Origin of the sequence: Muricoccus radiodurans, from assembly GCF_050154705.1 — a bacterium.
Classification (GTDB): domain Bacteria; phylum Pseudomonadota; class Alphaproteobacteria; order Acetobacterales; family Acetobacteraceae; genus Roseomonas; species Roseomonas radiodurans.
The window spans coordinates 3,836,640-3,855,264 of the sequence record NZ_CP189561.1; the positions used below are offsets into that span (position 1 = coordinate 3,836,640).

General features: G+C 73.0%; 18 protein-coding genes. 12 read left to right on the plus strand and 6 right to left on the minus strand.

Features of this window, described 5'->3' with window-relative positions; translation table 11 throughout:
• Positions 1-107 precede the first annotated feature (107 nt).
• The 5 genes from ACP6CK_RS18075 to ACP6CK_RS18095 all read left to right on the plus strand — a co-directional run bounded on the left by ACP6CK_RS18075 (position 108) and on the right by ACP6CK_RS18095 (position 4,211).
• Complete coding sequence (locus tag ACP6CK_RS18075) at positions 108-1,073, plus strand: SMP-30/gluconolactonase/LRE family protein (RefSeq protein WP_426954692.1); 966 nt, start codon at positions 108-110, stop codon at positions 1,071-1,073.
• Positions 1,066-1,683 (plus strand): GNAT family N-acetyltransferase, encoded by a 618-nt coding sequence (locus ACP6CK_RS18080; RefSeq protein WP_426954693.1) that lies wholly within the window; start codon positions 1,066-1,068, stop codon positions 1,681-1,683. The genes ACP6CK_RS18075 and ACP6CK_RS18080 overlap by 8 nt, the downstream gene beginning before the upstream one ends.
• Before the next feature lie 46 nt (positions 1,684-1,729).
• On the plus strand, positions 1,730-2,629 hold the full coding sequence (locus ACP6CK_RS18085) for a carbon-nitrogen hydrolase family protein (RefSeq protein WP_426954694.1): 900 nt from the start codon (positions 1,730-1,732) through the stop codon (positions 2,627-2,629).
• Positions 2,626-3,033, plus strand: a complete 408-nt coding sequence (locus tag ACP6CK_RS18090) for a ketosteroid isomerase-related protein (RefSeq protein WP_426954695.1) — start codon at positions 2,626-2,628, stop codon at positions 3,031-3,033. Before ACP6CK_RS18085 ends, ACP6CK_RS18090 begins: the two co-directional genes overlap by 4 nt.
• A 140-nt stretch (positions 3,034-3,173) precedes the next feature.
• Positions 3,174-4,211 (plus strand): transporter substrate-binding domain-containing protein, encoded by a 1,038-nt coding sequence (locus ACP6CK_RS18095; protein WP_426954696.1) that lies wholly within the window; start codon positions 3,174-3,176, stop codon positions 4,209-4,211.
• Between the two features lie 51 nt (positions 4,212-4,262).
• Here the strand turns inward: ACP6CK_RS18095 and glpK are convergent, their stop codons facing one another.
• On the minus strand, positions 4,263-5,762 hold the full coding sequence (glpK, locus tag ACP6CK_RS18100) for a glycerol kinase GlpK (protein WP_426959945.1): 1,500 nt from the start codon (positions 5,760-5,762) through the stop codon (positions 4,263-4,265).
• Positions 5,763-5,889: 127 nt separating this feature from the next.
• Between glpK and ACP6CK_RS18105 the strand changes: the two genes are divergently transcribed.
• Together ACP6CK_RS18105 and ACP6CK_RS18110 are read left to right on the plus strand one after the other, a co-directional pair.
• Complete coding sequence (locus ACP6CK_RS18105; RefSeq protein WP_426954697.1) at positions 5,890-6,588, plus strand: glutathione S-transferase N-terminal domain-containing protein; 699 nt, start codon at positions 5,890-5,892, stop codon at positions 6,586-6,588.
• Positions 6,589-6,665: 77 nt separating this feature from the next.
• Positions 6,666-7,583, plus strand: a complete 918-nt coding sequence (locus ACP6CK_RS18110) for an AEC family transporter (protein WP_426954698.1) — start codon at positions 6,666-6,668, stop codon at positions 7,581-7,583.
• 35 nt (positions 7,584-7,618) lie between these two features.
• Here the strand turns inward: ACP6CK_RS18110 and dapA are convergent, their stop codons facing one another.
• The gene (gene dapA, locus ACP6CK_RS18115; protein ID WP_426954699.1) at positions 7,619-8,536 is read right to left on the minus strand and encodes a 4-hydroxy-tetrahydrodipicolinate synthase; all 918 of its coding nucleotides are present in this window, start codon (positions 8,534-8,536) and stop codon (positions 7,619-7,621) included.
• 372 nt (positions 8,537-8,908) lie between these two features.
• Here dapA and ACP6CK_RS18120 point away from each other — a divergent pair, with 372 nt between their 5' ends.
• The gene (locus ACP6CK_RS18120) at positions 8,909-9,199 is read left to right on the plus strand and encodes a DUF1330 domain-containing protein (protein WP_426954700.1); all 291 of its coding nucleotides are present in this window, start codon (positions 8,909-8,911) and stop codon (positions 9,197-9,199) included.
• Between the two features lie 80 nt (positions 9,200-9,279).
• Here ACP6CK_RS18120 and ACP6CK_RS18125 read toward each other — a convergent pair whose 3' ends face one another.
• The 3 genes from ACP6CK_RS18125 to ACP6CK_RS18135 are packed head-to-tail and all read right to left on the minus strand — an operon-like array spanning position 9,280 to position 11,749.
• Positions 9,280-9,969 carry an amino acid ABC transporter permease gene (locus ACP6CK_RS18125; RefSeq protein ID WP_426954701.1) on the minus strand — a complete coding sequence of 230 codons (690 nt, stop codon included), beginning with the start codon at positions 9,967-9,969 and terminating at the stop codon, positions 9,280-9,282.
• Positions 9,970-9,978: 9 nt separating this feature from the next.
• Positions 9,979-10,812, minus strand: a complete 834-nt coding sequence (locus tag ACP6CK_RS18130) for an ABC transporter substrate-binding protein (protein ID WP_426954702.1) — start codon at positions 10,810-10,812, stop codon at positions 9,979-9,981.
• A 25-nt stretch (positions 10,813-10,837) separates the two neighbouring features.
• Positions 10,838-11,749 carry a dihydrodipicolinate synthase family protein gene (locus tag ACP6CK_RS18135; RefSeq protein WP_426954703.1) on the minus strand — a complete coding sequence of 304 codons (912 nt, stop codon included), beginning with the start codon at positions 11,747-11,749 and terminating at the stop codon, positions 10,838-10,840.
• A 62-nt stretch (positions 11,750-11,811) separates the two neighbouring features.
• Between ACP6CK_RS18135 and ACP6CK_RS18140 the strand changes: the two genes are divergently transcribed.
• The 3 genes from ACP6CK_RS18140 to ACP6CK_RS18150 all read left to right on the plus strand — a co-directional run bounded on the left by ACP6CK_RS18140 (position 11,812) and on the right by ACP6CK_RS18150 (position 16,515).
• Positions 11,812-14,682: an FAD-dependent oxidoreductase gene (locus ACP6CK_RS18140; protein WP_426954704.1), complete on the plus strand. Its 2,871-nt coding sequence runs from the start codon at positions 11,812-11,814 to the stop codon at positions 14,680-14,682.
• A 73-nt stretch (positions 14,683-14,755) separates the two neighbouring features.
• On the plus strand, positions 14,756-15,541 hold the full coding sequence (locus ACP6CK_RS18145; protein ID WP_426954705.1) for an aspartate/glutamate racemase family protein: 786 nt from the start codon (positions 14,756-14,758) through the stop codon (positions 15,539-15,541).
• Positions 15,538-16,515 carry a Bug family tripartite tricarboxylate transporter substrate binding protein gene (locus ACP6CK_RS18150; protein WP_426954706.1) on the plus strand — a complete coding sequence of 326 codons (978 nt, stop codon included), beginning with the start codon at positions 15,538-15,540 and terminating at the stop codon, positions 16,513-16,515. The genes ACP6CK_RS18145 and ACP6CK_RS18150 overlap by 4 nt, the downstream gene beginning before the upstream one ends.
• A 154-nt stretch (positions 16,516-16,669) precedes the next feature.
• Here the strand turns inward: ACP6CK_RS18150 and ACP6CK_RS18155 are convergent, their stop codons facing one another.
• A complete protein-coding gene (locus ACP6CK_RS18155) occupies positions 16,670-17,023 on the minus strand; it encodes a DUF1428 domain-containing protein (protein WP_426954707.1) in 354 nt (117 codons plus the stop codon).
• Positions 17,024-17,366: 343 nt separating this feature from the next.
• Here ACP6CK_RS18155 and ACP6CK_RS18160 point away from each other — a divergent pair, with 343 nt between their 5' ends.
• Entirely contained in the window at positions 17,367-18,617 is a 1,251-nt protein-coding gene (locus ACP6CK_RS18160) for a TCR/Tet family MFS transporter (RefSeq protein ID WP_426954708.1), read from the plus strand.
• Positions 18,618-18,625 lie beyond the last annotated feature (8 nt).

Sequence of the window (18,625 nt, forward strand, 5' to 3'; positions counted from 1 at the left end):
TGAGCCAGAGAAGACCACCTTTGAGCATCGGATTCCTCCACCCGCTGTGCGACCCGTCAACGTGGGGGGCTTGCGGGAGGTTGCGGGGCCGTCGCAGCCTGAGCCGCATGGAAACGCCGATCAGCAACGAAACCCCCTGGGTTCCCTCGCAGCGCTACCCGGATGAGCGGCTGCGGGACCTCGATCCCTCCTTCGCAAAGTACCGCAACATGAATGGCGCGGTGCAGAAGCTCGCCGGCGGCACCCGCTGGGGGGAGGGGCCGGTGTGGTTCGGCGACCACCGCTGCCTCATCTGGTCCGACGTGCCGGCCAACCGGATGTTCCGCTGGGACGAACAGACGGGGCAGACGACGATCTTCCGCAGCCCCTCCAACTTCTCCAACGGCAACACCCGGGACCGGGAAGGGCGGCTGATCACCTGCGAACACCTCGGCCGACGCGTCGTGCGCACGGAGCATGACGGCCGCATCACCGTCCTCGCCGACGGGTTCGAGGGGAAGCGGCTGAACTCCCCGAACGACGTGGTGGTGAAGTCGGACGGGACGATCTGGTTCACCGACCCGCCCTTCGGCATCCTGGGCGACCATGAGGGCATGCGGGCCGAGAGCGAGATGCCCCAGGCCGTCTGGCGCGTCGATCCCGCCAGCGGCCGGATGTGGAAGATGGCGGACGACATCCTCGGGCCGAACGGCCTCGCCTTCTCCCCCGACGAATCCCTCCTCTACGTCGTGGAGAGCCGGGCCAACCCGCGCAACATCGTCTCCTACGCCGTGCGCGCGGACGGCACGCTCGGCCCCAAGCGGGACTTCATCACGGCGGAGGCGGGCGGCACGCCGGACGGCTTCCGGGTGGACGAGGACGGCAATCTCTGGTGCGGCTGGGGCATGGGGACGGAGGAGCAGGACGGGGTGCGCGTCTTCAACGCCGCCGGCGCGCCGATCGGCCACATCACGCTGCCGGAGCGCTGCGCGAATGTCTGCTTCGGCGGACCGCATCGGAACCGGCTCTTCATCGCGGGCGCGCGGTCACTCTACTCGGTCTTCGTGAACACGCGGGGCGTCGCGGGTGGCTGAACCGGCGCCGCGCCTCGTCACCCTGACGGGCGAGGCACTGCGGGCGCGGCTCCCGGACCTCGGCCGGCTGCGCGCCGCCGTCTTCCGGGAATGGCCCTACCTCTACGAGGCCGACCCCGGCTACGAAACCCGCTACCACGGCCCCTATGCCGAGAGCCCTGGCGCCGCCCTGATCCTGGCGCTGGCCGGGGAAGAGGCGATCGGCGCCTCGACCTGCCTTCCCTTGGCCGACGAGACGCCGAACCTTCGCGCACCTTTCGAGGCGCACGGCCTGGACCCAGCCCGCTTCTTCTACTTCGGCGAATCCGTCCTGCGGCCCGCCTGGCGCGGCCACGGCCTGGGTGTGGGGTTCTTCGCGGCGCGGGAGGCCCATGCCCGCGCGGTGCCCGGCATCCACTTCGCCACCTTCTGCGCCGTGGACCGCCCGGCCAACCATCCCGCCCGCCCGCCGGGCGCCGTGCCGCTGGACGCGTTCTGGCGGCGCCGCGGCTACGTCCCCATCCCCCTCTCCTGCCGGATGCGCTGGCGCGACCTGGGCGAGGCCGGGGAGACGGAGAAGACCCTTCGCTTCTGGGCGAAGCCCCTGGCGGACGCGCCCCTGCCCGTCTGACCCGACCGGTTTCCCGCGCGCCGCGGATCGGGGATGGTGCGCGCCGATGACACCACCCCCCGCCCGCCCGGTCCGCGTCGGCGCCCTCGCCTATGGCGTGACGCGGATCGCCTCCCTCGACGACTGGGCCGCGAAGCTCGACGCGCTGGTGGCCAAAGGCGCTGACGGCGCCGACCTGCTGGTCATGCCGGAATACGCCCCCATGGAGGTGGCCGCCGCCCTCGGCGCCAACGCCGACGCGGCGGCGGAGCTGGACGCCGTCTGCGACGTGGCGCCGGCCCTGCTGGACACGATGCGGGACGTCGCGCGCCACCACGGCGTCTGGCTCCTGCCCGGCACCCTGCCCTTCCGCGGCACGGATGGAACCGTGCGCAACCGCGCCCCGCTGATCGGCGCCGACGGCGCCGTGACCTTCCAGGACAAGCGCGTGATGACGCGCTTCGAGACGGAATCCTGGGGTGTCCGGCCCGGCGAGCCGCCCGCCGTCTTCGACACCCCCTGGGGCCGGATCGGGATCGCGGTCTGCTACGATGCGGAGTTCCCGGACCTCGTCCGCGCCGCCGTGCGGGCGGGCGCCTGGCTCGTGCTGGTCCCCTCCTGCACGGACACGCCGCAGGGCTTCAACCGGGTGTGGCTCTCCGCCCGGGCGCGGGCGCTGGAGAACCAGTGCTACGTCGCCGTCTCCCCCACCGTGGGGGACGCGCCCTGGCTGGCCGCGCTGGACGAGAACCGCGGACGCGCCGCCATCCTCGGCCCCGTCGATCGCGGCTTCCCGGAGAATGGGGTGATCGCGCAGGGCCCGTCGGACGCGCCCGGCTGGGTCTTCGCCACCCTCGACCCCGCGGCGCTCGACCGCGCCCGCGCGGACGGCGCCGTCCGCAACCACCGCGACTGGCCCGGTCCCGTCTCCGATCCCATTCCCCTTCGCCCGGAGAACCCCCGATGAACGCGGCCGAAGCCGTCATCCGCGCCTACTACGCCGCCTTCAACGCCGGCGACCGCACCGCCATGCTCGCCCTGCTGACCGAGGACGTGGCGCATGACGTGAACCAGGGGGGCCGCGAGGTCGGGCGCGACGCCTTCGCCGCCTTCATGGCCCGCATGGACGCGAGCTACCGCGAGCGGCTGGAGGACATCGTGGTCATGGTGGATTCCTCGGGCACCCGCGCCGCCGCGGAATACGTGGTGCACGGCACCTACCTCTCCACGGACGAGGGCCTGCCGCCCGCCACCGGCCAGACCTACGCCCTGCCCGGCGGCGCGTTCTTCACGCTGCGCGAGGGCCGCATCGCCCGCGTCACGAACTTCTACAACCTGCAGGACTGGCTCGCGCAGGTCGGCGCGGGCTGAAGGACGCGATGGCCCCGCGGAGGGCCGCTCGCTCCCGCGCCTTCGCCCGGTCGGGCAACCTCCGGCCCGGCCACCCTCTCGCGCGGATGCAACGAAGCTGGCTTAGTTTGTGCAAGGCTCCGTTCAGAGAGAGGTGTTCCATGCCCGTCCCGCCCCTTCGCCGCCTGCTGCTGTCGCTGGCCGGCACCGCCCTGGCCTCCCTGCTCGCGGTCCAGCAGGCGGGGGCTGGACCGATCCTCGACGCCGTGCGCCGCAACGGCGCGGTGCGCTGCGGCGTCTCCACGGGCGTCGCGCACATGTCCATTCCCGACGCCGCCGGCCGCTGGACCGGCTTCGACACCGAGATCTGCCGTGCCGTCGCGATCGCGGTCTTCGGCGATCCCGAACGCGCCCGCTTCGTCCCCACCACGGCGCAGAGCCGCTTCACCGCGCTGCAATCGGGAGAGGTGGACATGCTCTCCCGCACCACGGCGCTCACCCTCGCGCGCGACAGCACGATGGGCCTGACCCAGACGGTCGCCCATTTCTACACGGGCCAGGGCCTGCTGGTGCAGCGGCGGACCGGCGTGTCCCGCGCGACCGAGCTGAACGACGCCACGGTCTGCACCACCCAGGGCAGCACGAACGAGCGCACCCTGGAGGACTGGGCGCGGACCAACCGGGTCCGGATGACGCAGATCGCCTTCGACACCCAGCCCAACGTTCTCGCCGCCTTCATGGCCGGGCGGTGCGACGCCATCACGAACGACATGATCAACCTCGCGGCCAACCGGCTCGCGGCGCCCGACCCGAACGCCCTCGTCCTGCTGCCCGACCTCATCTTCAAGGAGATGCACGGGGTGCTCGTCCGCAACGGCGACGCGGAATGGGCCGCCCTCACCCGCTGGGCCGTCTTCGCCCTCATCCAGGCCGAGGAGTTCGGCCTGACCCGCGCCAATGTCGAGGAGATGCGCCGCACGAGCGCGGACCCGCAGATCCAGCGCTTCCTCGGGCGCAGCGACAACATCGGCGTCGGCTTCGGCCTCCAGGCCGACTGGGCCTACAACATCATCCGCCATCTCGGGAATTACGGCGAGGTGTACGAGCGCACCGCGGGCAGCGGCGGGCTCGGCATGGACCGCGGGCCGAACCGCCTGTGGAATCAAGGCGGCCTGCTCATGTCCTGGCTCTGGCAGTAGCGGCGCGCAAGGGACCGCCGGGGCGCGCGGGGCGCCGCCGGGGGCGGCGCCTCACCCCGGCGTGCTGAGCGTCCGCGCCACCGCCGCGCGCCAGGTGGCGTGGCGGCTGGCGACCTGCTCCGCGCTCATGCCCGGGTCGAAGCGGGCGCGGCGGTGCCAGTGGGAATCATCCCGCGCGTCGGGCGGCGGCAGTAGCCCCGCCCCCACGCCGGCGAGGTAGGCGGCGCCGAGCGCGGTCGTCTCGGTGAACTCCGGCACCTCCACAGGGCATTCCAGCGCGTCGGCCAGGAAGCCCATGGTCCAGTTGCTCGCGGTCATGCCGCCATCCACGCGCAGCACGGTGCCGCCCATCTCCGGCCAGTCCGCGCGCATGGCGTCCAGCAGGTCGCGGGTCTGCCAGGCCACGCTTTCCAGCGCGGCGCGGGCGATCTCCGGCGCGCCGACGCCGCGGGTCAGGCCGAGGATCGCGCCGCGCGCGTTCGAATCCCAGTACGGCGCGCCGAGGCCGACGAAGGCCGGCACCATCGTCACGCAGGAATGCGGGTCGGCGCGGGCGGCCAGCTCCCCGGCCTCGGCGGCGGTGCGGATGATCCCCAGCCCGTCCCGCAGCCACTGCACCGCGGCGCCGGCGACGAAGATCGCCCCCTCCAGCGCGTAGGTCCGCCGCCCGTCGATCTGCCAGGCGATGGTGGTGAGCAGCTGGTGGGCGGACCGGACCGGCGTGGTGCCGGTGTTCAGCAGCATGAAGCAGCCGGTGCCGTAGGTGGACTTCACCATCCCCGGCCAGAAGCAGGCCTGGCCGAGCGTCGCCGCCTGCTGGTCCCCTGCCACGCCCCGGATCGGGATGGCCGCGCCGAACAGGGCCGGATCGGTGGTGCCGAAGTCCGAGACGCAGTCCCGCACCTCCGGCAGCAGGGCGCGGGGAATCTTCAGGGCGCGCAGCAGGTCGTCGTCCCACGCGCCGCGCCGGATGTCGAAGAGCGCGGTGCGGGCGGCGTTGGTGGCGTCGGTGGCGTGCAGCTTCCCGCCGGTCAGGTGCCAGAGAAGCCAGGAATCCACCGTCCCGAAGGCGAGCGCGCCGCGCTCCGCTCCCTCCCGCAGGCCGGGCACGTGGTCCAGCAGCCAGATGAGCTTCGTCGCGGAGAAATAGGGATCGGCGAGCAGGCCGGTCCGCTCCACCAGCAGGGGCTCCAGCCCCTCTGTCTTCAGGCGGTCGCAGATCGGGGCGGTGCGGCGGTCCTGCCAGACGATGGCCGGGCGGACGGCGCGGCCCGTCGCCCGGTCCCAGACGATCGTCGTCTCCCGCTGGTTGGTGATGCCGAGCCCGGCCACCCGTTCCGCCGGGCCGGCCTCGGCCAGGACGCCCCGGATCACCTCCAGCGCGTGGTTCAGGATGTCCTCGGGCGCGTGCTCCACCCAGCCCGGCGCGGGGAAGTGCTGCGGCAGCTCCACCTGGCGGGTGGCCAGGGGGCGGAGATGGGGGTCGAAGGCAATGGCGCGGGTCGAGGTGGTTCCCTGGTCCAGCGCCAGCAGCACGCCATCCGATCCCATCACGTTCCCGATTCCCGACCCCGCGACACCCGCCCCGCCATAGCCAGCTGGGGGGTCCGCCTTCTTGCCCGTCCTCTTACAGGCCGGACCTTGATCGCTCCATGGGGGAACGATCAAGGTCCGGGGGATGTCCGTCCTACTCCATGACCTCGCCGGCGCCGACCCGGCCCGGCGCTTCTCCCCCTATTGCTGGCGGGTGCGGATGGCCCTCGCCCACAAGGGCATCCCGCACGAGGCGGTCCCCTGGCGCTTCTCCGAGCGGATGGCGATCGCCGATGCCGGGGCGGAGAAGGTGCCGGTCCTGCGCCATGACGGCCGCACGGTGTTCGAGAGCTTCCGCATCCTGGAGTACATCGAGGACACTTGGCCCGGCCCCCCGAGCCTTTTCGGCGGGGAGGGCGGACGGGCCGCGGCGCGCTTCATCGCGGGCTGGGCGGATCTGGTGACGGTGGCCAGCGCCGCGCGGCTCGTCGTCTCCGACATTCCCCGCCACCTCAGGCCGGAGGATGCCGACTACTTCATCCGCACGCGGGAGGCGCGCTACGGCACCACCCTCGCCGCCCTGACCGCCGACCGGGACCGGCAGGTCGAGGCCTTCCGGAAGGAGCTGCACCCCCTCCGCGCCGTGCTGCGGGAGCGGCCCTGGCTGTCCGGCCAGACGGCGGGCGCCGCGGACTACATCGCCTTCGGCGGCTTCCAGTGGGCGCGCTGCGTCTCCGCCTTCCCGCTGCTGGTGCCCGATGACCCGGTTTATTTCTGGCGCGGGCGGCTGCTGGACGCCTTCGACGGGCTGGCGCGGAACGTCCCGCACGAGGACCGGACCTGACCCCGGTGCCCCCTGCGCCGGGAGACGGTCCGGGCGGACGGGCCGGCCGGCCGGCCCGCCAGGGGGACTGACGCGCCATGTCCGCCTGGCTCGACGCCTTCGTCCCGGCCTTCGGGCTGCTGGCGCTCGGCGCCCTGCTCCGCCGCACCCTGCTGCGGGAGGACGCGGTCTGGGCGGGGGTCGAGAAGCTTGTCTTCTGGGTGCTGCTTCCCTCCCTCCTGGCCGGCGCGCTGTCGGCGGTGGACCTGCGCGCCCTGCCGATCGGCGGGATGGCGACGGCGATCTGGCTCGCCCTTCTGGTCGGCACGGGGCTGTCCGTGCTGCTGGCGCGCGCCTTCGGGACGGACCACCCGGCCATGACCTCCGTGCTCCAGGGGGGAATCCGCTTCAACAACCTCATGGGCTTCGCCATCGCGGGGGCGGTCTTCGGGGCGCCGGGCCTCGCGCTCGGGGCGGTGGCGACGGGGCTGATCGTGCCGGCGGTGCAGCTGATCACCACCCTCGCCTTCGCCCTCGGCGGGGATCGCGGGCCGCCGCGGCCGGCGGCGGTGCTGCGGCAGGTGGCGCTGAACCCGCTGATCATCGGCTGCGCGGCGGGATTCCTCCTCGCGGCGCTCGGCGGACTGCCGGCGGGGATCGCGCCGACGGTGCGGGCGCTCGGGCAGGCCTCGGTCGCGCTGGGGCTGCTGACGGTGGGCGCCGCGCTGGGGGCGAAGGCGCTGCGGGACCGGGTGACGCTCCAGGCCGCGACGGGCGTGCTGAAGCTGTTCGGGATGCCGGCGATCACCTGGGCGCTCTGCGCGGCCCTCGGCCTGGAGCCGCTGGCCACGGCCATGGCGGTGATCTTCATGGCCCAGCCGACCGCCGCCACGGCCTATGTCACGGCCCGGATCATGGGGGGCGACGCGCCCCTGATCGCGGCCATCACGACGACCGAGCACCTGGCGGCCATCGTCACCCTGCCGCTCTGGGTGTTGCTCATAGCACCGGTCTAGGGCCGCGCCGGTTCGGCCGGCGCGGCCAGGGGCCTTCAGGCCGGGATCAGGGCGGCCATCCCGCGCCGCTCCATCTCCTGCTCGATCCGCGCGGCGAGCCTGTCACTCACGGGGACCATCGGCAGCCGCACCTCCGGGCTGTCGATCAGCCCGGCCCGCCAGAGCAGGTGCTTGATCGGCGCCGGGCTCGGCTCCGAGAAGAGGAGCGGCGGCAGGTCGCAGACCGCGCGCCAGGCGGCCAGCGCGCCCGGCCCGTCGCCCGCCCGCAGCCGGTCCGCCACCGCCGTGAAGCCCCGCGTCTCGACATGCGCGGAGGCGGTGATGCCGCCCTCGGCCCCCTGCGTCAGCATCGGGTGCAGGAAGGCGTCCTCGCCCGTGAGGACCGCGAAGCCCGGCGGCTTGCGGCGCAGGAGTTCGAGGGATTGCGCCATGTCGGCGCAGCAATCCTTCACGCCGACGATGTTCGGCAGCGCGGCCAGTTCCAGCATCGCCGCGTTGCCGAGGTTCACGCCCGTCCGGTAGGGAATGTTGTAGATCAGGATCGGCCGCGCGGTGGCCCCGGCCAGGGCAGTGAAGTGCCGGAGCATCCCCTCCTGCGAGGGCCGCGTGTAATAGGGGCAGGTCACGAGATACCCGTCGACCGGCCAGGCCGCGCTGCCCGCCAGCGCCTTCGCGACCTTCCGCGTGTCGCTGCCGGAGATGCCCAGGAACAGCGGCAGCCGCCGCCCCGCCGCCTCCAGCCCCTCGGCCGTGAGGGCGACGAGACGCTCCACCTCCTCCTCGTCGAGGGTGAGGCCCTCGCCCGTCGTGGCGGCGAGGATCAGTCCGTCGATCGGCTCCCCGGCATAGTGCCGCACCAGCCGGCGCAGCGACGCCGTGTCCAGTTCACCGTCGCGGAACGGCGTGACGAGCGGCAGCCAGAGGCCGCCGGGTGTGAGGGGGTTCGCTTGCATGGGGTCCGTCTCCTCCTGGGCCGGAGGCGGGACCTGAAGGGGACCCCGTCCAACCGGCGGGGTCCAACCTGATCCTCTGGCGCTGTGGCTACCGCGCGCGACGATCCAGGGTGCCCCTTGCGGGGCACTTCTTCGACGTCGCGGGCTTGGCGCAGCGGTGGATCACGCCGCCATCCTTCCCCGCGCGGATCGAACCCGTCAAGCGGCCGCGCCGGGGGCAGGGTCTCCGCTGGATTGTCACGGACGCGCGGGCCGAATGGATCTGGGAAGTCCGGGCACGCAGGACGGCATCAATCCCGGCCAGGGTGAGTTGGCGCAGCCGTGAGGCTTGCTGCATCATACCTTTCGACGCCGATACGAGGAGAAGGGGCGATGGCCAAGGCCTATTGGGTCGCGACCTACCGGTCCGTCAGCAACCCGGACGCGTTGGCCGCCTACGCCAGGCTGAGCGGCGCGGCCGTGACCAAGGCCGGCGGGCGCATCCTGGTTCGTGGAATGCCAGCGCACGTCTACGAGGCAGGACTTCATCAGCGCACCGTCGTCATCGAGTTCGACAGCGTCGAGCAGGCCAAGGCGGCGCATGACAGCCCGGATTACCAGGACGCGCTGGCCGCGCTGGCGGATGGGGCCGAGCGCGACATCCGCATTGTCGAGGGAGCGTAGAGCCACGGGCCGGAGGGCCGCCCCGCCCGTCGCGCGCCCCCTCTCCGACAGAGGTGCACCTTTGCCGGTGAGACGCCGCGTCAGCGGTGGTCCGTCGCCTCGGTGCCGTAGCCGCGGCCGTAGCGGCGTTCCAGCCGGCGCTGCACGAAGTCCCAGGCGCTGGTCATCAGGAGGTAGTAGATCGCGGCCACCGCGAAGAGCTCCAGCACCAGGAAGCGCTCCTGGACGAGGATCTGCGTTCGCCGCAGCAGCTCCTCCATCGAGATGACGGAGGTGACGGAGGTCGTCTTCAGCAGCCCGTTCACGCTGTTGCCCAGCGGCGGGATGATGATGCGGAAGGCCTGGGGCCAGGTGACGCGGCGGAACACGGTGGCGCGGCGCAGGCCGAGCGCCAGCCCCGCCTCCCGCTGCCCCTTCGGCACGGCGCCGATGCCCGCGCGCACGATCTCGGAGAGATAGGCGGCCTCGTTCAGCGAAAGCCCGAGCAGCGCTGCCTCGATCACCGAGAGTCGCAGCCCGAAGAGCGGCAGCCCCGTGTAGATGATCAGCAGCTGCACGAGCAGCGGCGTGCCGCGGAACAGCCAGCAATAGGCCCCGGCCACCCCCGCCAGCACCCGGTTGCCCGAGAGCCGCATCAGCGCGATCCCGGTGCCGAGCAGCAGCCCCGCCGCGAGCGACGCGGCGGTGAGCCAGAGGGTGGTAAAGGCCCCTTCCAGCAGGAAGGGGTTCAGCAGGTAGTCGAAGAAGCCCTGCCAGTCCCAGACCTTCACGCGCCCGGCTTACTGCGGCCCGGCGACGGCGAAGCCGCCCTCGGCGATGCCGACGCCGTAGCGGTCGAACAGCGCCTTCAGGCTGCCATCGGCCATCATCTCGGTCAGCACCTTCGACACCTCCTGCGCCAGGGGGCGGGAGCGGAAGGCGAGCGCCGCGGGGGTGGCGTTGATCCCGTGCAGCACGCGCGGGAAGTCGCCGCGCTGGTCGTACTCGGCGGCCACGGCGTCGATGGAGGTCACCGCCTCCACCTGCCCCGCGCGCAGCGCCTGGAAGGCGACGGCGAAGTTGTCGAAGGTGCGGATGTTGATCGGGCGGCCGCCCCCGTTCTGGATCGCCTGGCTCATGGCGCGCAGCGTGCGCTCCTCGAAGCCGCCGAGCTCCACGCCCACGGTGCGGCCGGCCAGGTCCTCCTGCCGCGCGATGTTCAGCGGGTTGCCGCGGGCGGCGGAGATGGCGACCGCGTTGTTCTCGTAGCGGATCATCTGCATCATCCGGGCGCGCTCCTCCGTGTAGAAGATGCCCGTGTTGATCATGTCCCAGCGCCGCGCCGCGAGGCCCGGGACCATCGCGGAGAACTCGATCCGCACGTATTCCGGCGTCAGGCAGAGGCGCCGCGCGATCTCGTTGCCTAGGTCGATCCGCATGCCGCGGAGCTGCCCGCCGCTGTCCACCGACTGCAGCGGCGGCAGGGTGGGGTTGGTGGACATGGTCAGGGTGCGGGGCTTCACCAGCTCCGAATCCGGGACGCGGGGCTGGCAGGCGGGCACCTGGGCGAGGGCAGGCAGCGCCGCCCCCATGGACGCCGCGGCGAGGGCGGCGAGCGTGATCCGGCGGAGCATCGTCTGGTCCTTGGTGCGAGGGGGTCTATTCGGCCGCGAGCGGCGCGGCGACGGGCAGGCCGATGCCGCGCAGCACCCCCGCCAGCGCCGGCAGGTCGCGCGCGGGCAGGGGCAGGCGGGGCGGGCGCGGCGCGCCCATGTCCATCCCGATCAGCCGGAAGGCCGCCTTGGTGCCGGAGACGTAGCGCGGCCCGCCCACCCAGGGCAGCAGCGGCGCGAGGCGGCGATACAGCGTCAGCGCCTTCTCCCGGTCCGCCTCGAAGGCGGCGGCATCGAACATCTCCGACGACAGGCGGGGCGCGACGTTGCTGCACACCGCCACCCAGCCGATGGCGCCGAGCCAGGCGCTCTCATAACCCAGCACGCCGGCGAAGACCTCCATCCGGTCGCCGCAGAGCGCGATGATGTCGCGGACCCGCGTCACCTCCAGCGTGCTCTCCTTCACGTAGCGGCAGTTCGGGATGCGGGAGAGCTCCGCCAGGATCGGCGGCGTCAGGTCCACATTCGCCGTCGCCGGGTTGTTGTAGACCATGATGGGGATGCCGATGGCGCGGGCGATTGCGTCGTAGTGGTGCTGCAGCTCCTCCTCCGTGGGCACGGAGTAGAAGGGCGGGATCACCATCACGCCGTCGGCGCCCTGCGCCTCCGCCTCCTTGGAGAGCGCCACCGCCTCCCGCGTGTCCTCGGCGCCGGTGCCGACCAGCACGGGCACGCGGCCTGCCGCGGTCTTCACCACGCAGTCCACGATCGCCGCGCGCTCCTCGCGGGAGACGGACAGGAACTCGCCCGTGGAGCCGAGCGGGATCAGGCCGCGAACGCCCTCGGTGATCTGGTACTCGACCAGCCGGCGCAGCGCCGGCAGGTCCACCCCCGCGCCATCTGCCGTGAAGGGCGTGATGAGGACCGTGTAGGTCCCCCGAAACGGCTCGCCCGCCATCTTGCCCTCCATTCCCGCTCAGGCTCATGGAGAAGAATGCAAGACACGAACCACGGCAAGCCGTGCGGCTGACCGATCCGCGTGCCGTTCCGACCGGCGAACCCTTCACCTTCACTTTCGAGGGCCGCGCGATCGAGGCCCTGCCGGGGGAGACGATCGGCACCGCCCTGTCGGCCGCCGGGATCCTGGCGTTCCGCCACACGGCCTCCGGCGTGCCGCGCGGGCTGCATTGCGGGATGGGGGCGTGCTGGGACTGCCTCGTGGCCGTGGGCGGGCACGTGAACCAGCGGGCCTGCATGACCAAGGCGAAGCCAGGGATGCAGGTGACGGGCACCTGTGCCGACCTCCCGGCACCGCTCTCCATGCCGTGGCCATCCGAGGAGGCCCGCGCGCCCGACGTTCTGGTGGTTGGCGCCGGCCCCGCCGGCCTCTCCGCCGCCATCGCTGCCGCCGAGGCGGGGGCGGGCGTGCTGGTCCTGGACGAGCGCGCCGAGGCCGGCGGGCAGTACCTCAAGGACACGCCGGCCCATGCCGTGATGCAGCCCGACCGGCAGTTCCGCGCCGGCTACGTGCTGCGCGCCCGCGCCAAGGCGGCGGGGGTGGAGATCCTGCAGGACAGCGTCGCCTGGGGCGCCTTCCCGCCCGGGGAGGTCCACGGGGAGATCGCCCCCGCCCCCGATCCGGACCACGCCGCGACCGTCGCGGCCCTGCGGGGTGGCCACGCGCTGGCCCTGCGGCCACGCCGGCTGATCCTGGCATCCGGCGCGCATGAGCGGCCCGTCCCGATCCCCGGCTGGACCCTGCCGGGCGTGATGACGACCGGCGCGATGCAGACCCTCGTCCGCAGCGGCCGCGTCTCCCCGGCGGAGCGGGTGGTGATCGCCGGCAACGGGCCGCTGAACCTGCAACTGGCGGCGGAGCTGCTCGCCGGCGGCGCCACGGTCGCCGCCGTCGTGGAGACCGCACCGCGCCCGGGCCCGCGCGCCTGGCGGGACGCGCTGCGGATGGGCCTGCGCGCGCCGGACCTCGCCTGGGACGGCACGCGCTATCTTCTGGCGCTGCGACGGGCCGGCGTGCCGGTGATCTGGGGCGCCACGCTGCTCGGCTGCGAGGGGGAGGACTCCTTCACCGCCCTGCGCATCGCGACCGCCTCCGGCGAGCAGCGCATCGCGGCCGGTGTGCTCGCGCTGAACCACGGCTTCCAGGCGGAGACGGGCCTCGCCCGCGCCCTCGGCGCCGCGCACCGGGTCGGCGCGGCCGGCACGCTGGAGACGGTGACGGAGGAGGATGGCCGGACCTCGGTGCCCGGCGTCTTCGCGGTGGGCGACGGGGCGGTCATGGGCGGAGCCCGGGCGGCCCTGGCCCGGGGGCGGCTGGCCGGGCTGACGGCGGCGCGCGACCTCGGCCACGCGGTGCCGGATGATGCGGCGGATCGCCGGGCGCTCCACCGGGCCCTCCGATTCCAGGCCGCCCTCTGGCGCCTCTACGCCGCGCCGCCGCTGCCCGTCCCGACCGGCGACACCATCGCCTGCCGCTGCGAGGAGGTGCCGGCCAGCGCGCTGCAGGGCCATGGCGGCGCCGTCGCCGCGCGGCGCGCCACGCGGGCCGGGATGGGCCGCTGCGGCGGGCGCTTCTGCGGCGCGACGCTGCACGCGATCCTCGGCGCCGCGTCCGGGGAGGCCGGCTTCGCCGCCCCCCGCGCGCCCGTCCGTCCGGTGCCCGCCGCCGCGCTGATGCGGGAGGCCCCGTCGCGCGGCCACCACCACGGCACGGCCGACCCGCCGCTTCCCGCCTGGACCACCGCGCCACCGGCCCCCGTGCCGGCGGATTGCGACGTGCTGGTGATCGGCGGCGGCGTGGTGGGGCTGTCCTGCGCCCTGCATCTCGCCCGGAACGGGGCGGACGTGCTGGTGGCGGACCGGGGGGAACCGGGGCTGGGTGCCAGCACGACGAATGCCGGGTCGCTGCACATCCAGCTTCTCGCCTACGACTTCGACGACACGGGCGATCCGGGGCCGCTGGTCTCGACCCTCGCGCTCGGCCCGGCCTCCGTCGCGCTGTGGCGGGAGATCGCGCGGGACGCGGGAGAGGAGCTGTCCATCCGCACCGAGGGCGGGCTGATCCTGGCGGACGACGCGGACACCTTCGGCTGGCTGACGCGGAAGGTCGCCTTCGAGAGCGCGCGCGGCATCGAGGCGACGATGATCGGCGCCGAGGAGGTCCGCCGCATCGCCCCGGCACTGGACCGCCGCTTCGTCGGCGCCGCCTGGTGCCCGCAGGAGGGCCAGATGGACCCGTTGCGCGGCACCGCCGCGCTCATCCGCCTCGCGCGCGCGGCCGGGGCCCGGATCGTGCCGGGCCTGGACGTCACGGCGATGGAGCCGTCCCGCACCGGCTTCCGCGTCACGACGCCGGGCGGGACGTTCCATGCGGGGCGCGTGGTGAACGCGGCCGGTCCGCACGCCATGCGCGTGGCGGCGATGCTCGGCGCGCGGCTGCCGATGCGGCTGATCGTGCAGCAGGTGGTGGTGACGGAGCCCGGCCCGCCGATGCTGCGGCCCCTCGTGCAATGGGCACGGCGGCATCTCTCGCTGAAGCAGGGGGATGGGGGGCACCTGTTGATCGGCGGCGGCTGGCCGGGGCGGCTGGACGCGGACGGGGCGGCGCGGCTGCTGCGCTGGTCCGTGCAGGGCAACCTGGACATCGCGGGGCGCGCGATCCCGGCCCTGTCCGGCCTGCACGCGCTGCGCGCCTGGGCGGCGCCGAACATCCTGCTGGACCGCGGCCCGGTGATCAGCGAAACGCCCGGCACCCCCGGCTTCTTCCACGCGGTGACGAGCAATGGCTGGACGCTCGGCCCAATCGCCGGCCGCATGGTCGCGGAGGCGGTGCTGGGACGCGAGACTCCACCGCCCGCCTTCGCGCTCGGCTGATCGGTCCCTGGCGGGAGACAGCGGCGATGGCGGGGTCTAAACCCGCCGCGCCAGAACGATCGGGAGGAACGGCTTGAGCGAGGCGCGACGCGGATTCCGCCACCCCGTGCGGGTGGCCTTCGTCATCGGCGACTACCCCGAGGAGGAGTTCCGCCGGCGCGAGCGGGCGGCCCTCGCCTATGCCTCGCCGGAGGTCGAGATCGGCATCGTCCGCACCCCCGCGACGCCCTTCGTCCACGGCCTGACGCCTGCCGAGGTCCAGCTCGTCGCCCCCGGCTTCATCGCCGCATTCCGGGAGGCGGAGCGGCAGGGCTACGACGCCGTCGTGCCGCTCGGCACGCTCGACCTCGGCGTGGATGGCGGGCGGTCGGTGGTGGACATCCCGGTCATCGCGCCGACCGAGTCGATGCTGCGCGTGGCCGGCTTCCTCGGGGACCGCTTCGGCGCGCTCGTCTACCATGACGACCTCATTCCCCTGCTGCGGGCGATCGTGCGCCGCTACGGCATGGAGGATCAGGTCGTGGGCTGGCGCGCCTCGGGCTTCGACCTGCCGGACCTCAGCGCCAACCTCTCGGCCATGACGGAGAACTTCGTCGACGGCGCGCGTCGCCTGGTGCGGGAATCCGGCTGCGACGTGATCCTGGCGATGGGTGTCACGCAATGCCCCGTGCTGCTGGACCCGGCCTGGGTGGAGCGGGAGGTCGGCGTGCCGGTGGTGGAGGGAATCGGCGCGCCGCTGCGGGTGGCGGCGATGCTCGCCGGGCTGGGGCTGCGCCACAGCCGCGTGCGCTGGCGCCGCTCGCGCGCCTTCGAGCGGCTGGACGCGGCGGCGGGGACAGGGAAGGGAACAAATGCATGATGCGCAGCACGCGGCGCGGCCTGATCGCGCTCGGCACGGCGGGGATCGCGATGCGCGCCCGTGCCCAGGAGACGCGCTACCCCGAGCGTGCCGTCACCATCGTCGTGCCGGCCGCGCCGGGTGGCGGCGGTGACTTCACCGCGCGCCTGCTGGGGGATGCGCTGACCCGCTCCCTCGGCCAGGCCTTCGTGGTGGAGAACCGGGTCGGCGGCAGCGGCAACGTCGCCTCCATCGCCGTCGCCCGCGCGGCGCCGGACGGGTACACGCTGCTACTGGCCTATTCCGGAACGCATGTCGCCAATCCCGCGCTCTTCCCGAACCTCGCCTGGGACCCGGTGCGGAGCTTCGCACCGGTCGCCCTCGTGCTGCGGGCGCCGCACGTCATCGTGGTGAAGAAGGACCTGCCCGTCCGCGATCTGGCTGACTTGGTGGCGTATGCGCGCCGTCATCCCGGCAAGCTGAACTATGCCTCCTCCGGTGCGGGCACGATCCAGCACATCGGCGGGGAACAGCTCGCGCAACTCATCGGCGCGCCGATGGTGCACGTGCCCTATCGCGGCGCCGGACCGGCGATGAACGACCTCGTCGCGGGCACGATGGACCTGATGATCACGACGCCGCCCGCCGTGGTCGGGCTGGTGCGGGACGGGTCCATCCGGGCGCTCGCCATGGCCAGCCGCGCCCGCCACCCGATGCTGCCGGACGTGCCCACCGCCGCGGAAGCCGGCCTGCCCGGCTTCGAGCTGGAAGCCTGGTTCGGCATCTACGCCCCGGCCGGCACGCTCGCGCCGGTCGTGGAGCGCCTGTCCGCCGCGATCCGCCGCGTGACCGAGATGCCGGAGTTCCGCCGCCGCTCCGAGGAGAGCGGAACCTATCCCGCGTATATGAACCCGGCGGAACTGGCCGCCTTCACCGCGTCCGAGCTCGCCACCTGGTCCGACCTGATCCGGCGCCTGGATATCAAGGCGGAGTGAAGCAAGGCTGGGGGAAGGTATTCCCCCAGACCCCCATCCAATTTTTGTCAGGCTGCCGCGCGCCATTGGCCCATCGCCCGCGGCAGCCTTGAAGAAATAGATGAGTGGGGGCCCCGGGGGAGAGAATACCTTCTCTCCCCCGGAGTCACCCGCCTCACATCTCCAGAATCGTCTCGAACCCCCCGAAGATCATTCGCTTCCCGTCGAAGGGCATGTTCTCCATGGTGCATTTCAGCCGTGGATCGGCCATGACCTTCGCGTTGATCTCGTCCCGCACGGCGCGGGAGGGATAGGTGATCCAGGAGAAGACGACGACCTCATCCTCCGTCGCCTGCACCGCGCGCGGGAAGGAGGTAAGCTCTCCATAGGGCACGTCGTCGCCCATGCATTCGACGTAGGACAGCGCGCCGTATTCCTTCCACACTGTGCCGGCGGCGCGGGACATCTCCTTGTAGGCGTCGATCTTCGCGCGCGGCACGGCCAACACGAAGCCATCCACGTAGGCCATTCCGATCCTCCTTTTCTGGTGACGGGCGGAGGACGCACGGAGCGGCACCGCGCCGACAACCAAAGATGTCGCGACCCATCGTCACGGGCGCGGCCACGAAGCTGTCATCAGCGAAACGTTGACTCCGTCGCGACACACGTCCTATCAGGCGCGCCCCGCGACCTGTCGCGCGGCATCTACGGAGAGATCCATGTTGGAGACCTCGGTCATCCACTGACCGCCTCGCCCTTCGGCGAGGTTCGGTTCCCGCACCCGGAACGGGCAAGGCCCGCCGGTGCGCGCATACGCCCCTCGCCGGGCGCTTCTCCAGCTTCGCAGGCCGTCACGCGGCCCCGGGATCATCATGCCGTCCTCCTCTTTCGCCGGCCGCAGGGCCGCGCTCGCCTTCATCCTCGTCACCGCCGTGCTCGACATCGTGGCGATGGGGATCGTCATTCCCGTCCTGCCCTCCCTCATCGAGGAGTTCGCGGGGTCGAACGCCCGCGCGGGCGTGATCAATGGCGTCTTCGTCGCACTCTGGGCGGGGATGCAGTTCCTCGCCTCGCCGGTCATCGGATCGCTGTCGGACCGCTACGGGCGGCGGCCGGTGCTGCTGCTCTCGGCGGCGGGGCTGGCGGCGGACTACGTGCTGATGGCGTTGGCGCCGAACCTCTGGTGGCTCGCGCTCGGGCGGCTGATCGCGGGCGTCACCTCGGCCAGCTTCACGACGATCTATGCCTACATGGCCGACATCACCGCGCCGGCGGAGCGCGCCCGCGGCTACGGGCTGATCGGCGCCGCTTTCAGCGCCGGCTTCGTGGCGGGACCACTGCTCGGCGGCGTGATGGGGGAGATCTCGCCCCGCGCGCCCTTCTGGGCGGCGGCGGCGCTGAGCGGCGTCGCCTTCCTCTATGGCTGGCTGATCCTGCCGGAATCCCTCACCGCGGACCGGCGCATGGCCTTCTCCTGGCGGCGCGCCAATCCCTTCGGCGCGATGCGGCTGCTGGGCCGCCACCGGGAGCTGCGCGGCCTGGCCTGGGTGAACTTCCTGCTGCACTTCGCGCACCACGTCTTCTCCGCGGTCTTCGTGCTCTACGCCGCGCACCGCTACGGCTGGGCGAGCTGGGAGGTCGGCCTGCTTCTCTCCCTTGCCGGCGCGCTGGACGTGGTGGTGCAGAGCCTGCTCGTGGGACCGGCGGTGCGGCGCTTCGGCGACCGCGCGGTGATGGTGTTCGGCCTGGTGGGCGGCGCGGTCGGGATCACGGCGATGGGCCTGGCGCCGAACGGCCTCTTCTTCGCGCTGGCGCTCGTGCCCAACGCGCTCTGGGGCCTTGCCATGCCGACGCTGCAGGCGCTGATGACCCGCCGCGTCTCGGAGTCCGAGCAGGGGCAGTTGCAGGGCGCGGCGATGAGCGTGGCGAGCGTCGCCGGCATCCTCTCGCCGCTCTTCTTCGGTGCGGTCTACGCCCTCTCGGTGGGGGAAGCGCCGCGCATCCCCTTCATCGGTACCGCCTTCCTGATCGCGGGCCTCGTCCTGCTGGGGGCGGCGGTGCTGGGCGGGCGGGCGGTGCGGCGGGAGGAAACCCGGCCCGCGGCGACGGCGCTATCGCGCTGACGGCCTTC